The organism is Micromonospora phytophila (assembly GCF_023656545.1).
GTDB classification, from domain to species: Bacteria; Actinomycetota; Actinomycetes; order Mycobacteriales; family Micromonosporaceae; genus Micromonospora; species Micromonospora phytophila.
In genome coordinates, this window is sequence record NZ_JAMOKF010000540.1 from 1 (window position 1) to 2,280 (window position 2,280).

1 protein-coding gene and 2 pseudogenes are annotated in these 2,280 nt (G+C 66.6%); 1 reads left to right on the plus strand and 2 read right to left on the minus strand.

What is annotated here, in order from left to right; genetic code table 11:
* Positions 1-323 precede the first annotated feature (323 nt).
* Both NCC78_RS30925 and NCC78_RS30930 read right to left on the minus strand, forming a co-directional pair.
* A complete protein-coding gene (locus NCC78_RS30925) occupies positions 324-791 on the minus strand; it encodes a DUF1877 family protein (protein ID WP_504921378.1) in 468 nt (155 codons plus the stop codon).
* A 160-nt stretch (positions 792-951) separates the two neighbouring features.
* Positions 952-1,276 (minus strand): annotated as a pseudogene (locus NCC78_RS30930) (hypothetical protein).
* 350 nt (positions 1,277-1,626) lie between these two features.
* Between NCC78_RS30930 and NCC78_RS32740 the strand changes: the two are divergent.
* Positions 1,627-1,929: pseudogene (locus NCC78_RS32740) on the plus strand (IS701 family transposase); the annotation flags it as partial.
* Positions 1,930-2,280: the final 351 nt, after the last annotated feature.

The window sequence follows — 2,280 nt, forward strand, 5'->3', positions numbered from 1 at the left end:
CTAAAATCACGCTCCCAGCGTCAGGCTAACTGACGGCCTCATAGGCCAATGTCACTCGACGTCGGCGGGCAGCCACCCCGATTTTCACGCCCAGCACGGGCGTCACCAAGGGGACATCGGAGGCTAATTGAGTGACGATCGGTGCGGAGGGCAGTGGACAAGGACGGACCATGGCGGACCGCGTTCCCAGGTCAAGGGCCATGGAGCAGCAGCTCACGGGGCGTTGCTGGTTGCCTGGGGGTCAAGGTGTCAGAGCTTCAGTTGGCCGTCCTACCTGTGCGATCCCTCTCGGTTCCGGCCGTCGACCTGGAATCCAGAGCGGGTCAGAACGAGAAGTGCTTGACCACGGCCCAGCCCCGCTCCGCGGACCTGGCGTAGAAGGCCTGTAGGTCCTCGTGGTAGAGAGCCAGGCGCTCCCGCAGCTCCTCATCCGACTCGGACGAGGGCAGTTTCCGCCACTCCTGCCACCGGTCGGGGAACGACACCCTCTCCAGGTACGCCGCCGTGCGCCCCACCTCCGGCGGGTCGAGCGCCACATGGCCCGGGCCGCCGCCGGGGTCCGGTATGTGCCGGCCTCCGAAGACGGGGAGCTCCCAGTCGCCGCCCAGCTCCGACTGGGGGCCGTAAAGCTCGTTCAGCTGGAAGAAGCCGCTCTCCAGCCATACTGCGTCACCTGCCCGTACCCGCCGGCGCAGCTCGTCGAACTCCACATCGAATAGGGCCTCAAAACCCGCCGGGTTCCCGGGCAGCCCAGAGGATTCGAGCCCTTGGAAGTAGATCCACATACTCACTCTCGGCAAACTACCTGGCGCCATCGACGCGAGCCCTATGGCCAACAGGCACTCCAGGCACGAGTGCGTCGTCGGCGAAGAGCAGGTCCAGGCCGCCGGCAGGTCAACGCCATCAGAGGACATCGAAGGATGTCCCGAACCCGCGTTCACACCGAAGAGGTCATGTGATGAAGGTGCCGTACGGGCTCATGACTTCGTCTCTCAGAAGCGGTACCAACGCCGACAAGCCGCCATCGTCCACGGCGACTGACATGCGGACCCGACCGTCGCCGTCGTCAATGGCGTAGCTGACAACGGTGTACCGCTTGCCGTCCTCGCCCACGACCAGGTGCATGTCCTTGTCGTCGAGCATTGCGCGCCACTCGTCATAGCCGTTGCGTCGCCATTCCGCCAGGCGTGCCTCGGCGAGCTGCGCTGCGGTCTCCTTGTTCAGCCCCACGCGTTCTCCCACCCGGGCTGGCTGTCGACAGCGACGGTGACAGCAAGGAGCCGCGACGCGGACGGCCGCCGGCCGCCGGGCGCGGACAGTCGTCGGAGGTCGCGGACCCGGATGGACCCCGCCGGACGAAGGGCCTAGAACTTACAAGCGAGGGGTCCAGCGCAGCCCGCTGGACGGGGAACAGCGGTGCCCAGACACTCGGCGTGTGATCGACATGCGGGACATTGGGGTGCGCGTGCTGGCCGGCGATCTCACTAGCGAGGAGTTGCCGATGATTGCGGCGCGAGCGCTTGCCGAAGGGTTGGATAGTCCGTCGTTCGCGGGAACTCGCTGGACTCTCCCGAGGCGAGTACCGCGAGGCGCGTGAGCTGCTAGACCAGGTGGTCGACGAGTTGGCGCAGCTGCGGACCAGGGTCCAAAGGTCACCGCTTCTACGACTGGGCCTGGTCGAGATCCTCGACGACGGGCGCGGACTGCACAGCCTGCTCATCCGCCGTAACAGTGACGGCGACCTCGCGTTCTACCGTTGCTGGACCCCCGCAACCGGTTCCCTCGCCGCCCTCGTGCGCGTGGCCCGGCACACGGTGGACCGTCGAGGAGACCTTCCAGATCGCCAAAGGGCAGGTCGGTCTCGACCAGTACCAGTGCCGGAACTGGACCTCATGGCACCGCTTCACCGCCCTGGCGATGCTGGCCCTGGTGTGGGCGCGCACGTAATTCCTCCGGGGTCGGCTCACGTATTGGGACCAGCCGGGGCTGTGCGGGCTAGGCCTGCTGGGCGGTCGATCGGTAAGTGTGTAGCGGGTTGTTGCGCGTGTTGGGACACTGCGTCGGTGACCGGTTCTGCACCGCCTCAACCGCTTCGACCTCGTGCCCTGAGGCCCGGAGATCTCGTTGTTATCGCATCGCTGTCCGGGCCGCTTCATGCCGCTTACGAGCCCGACCTCGAGCAGGCGGTAGTCGTGCTCGAGCGGATGGGATTCCGCGTGCGTCGGGCACCGCTACTCGAAGCAGGGCGGCACCATTGGTGGAGCGCGGCTACGCCGGCGG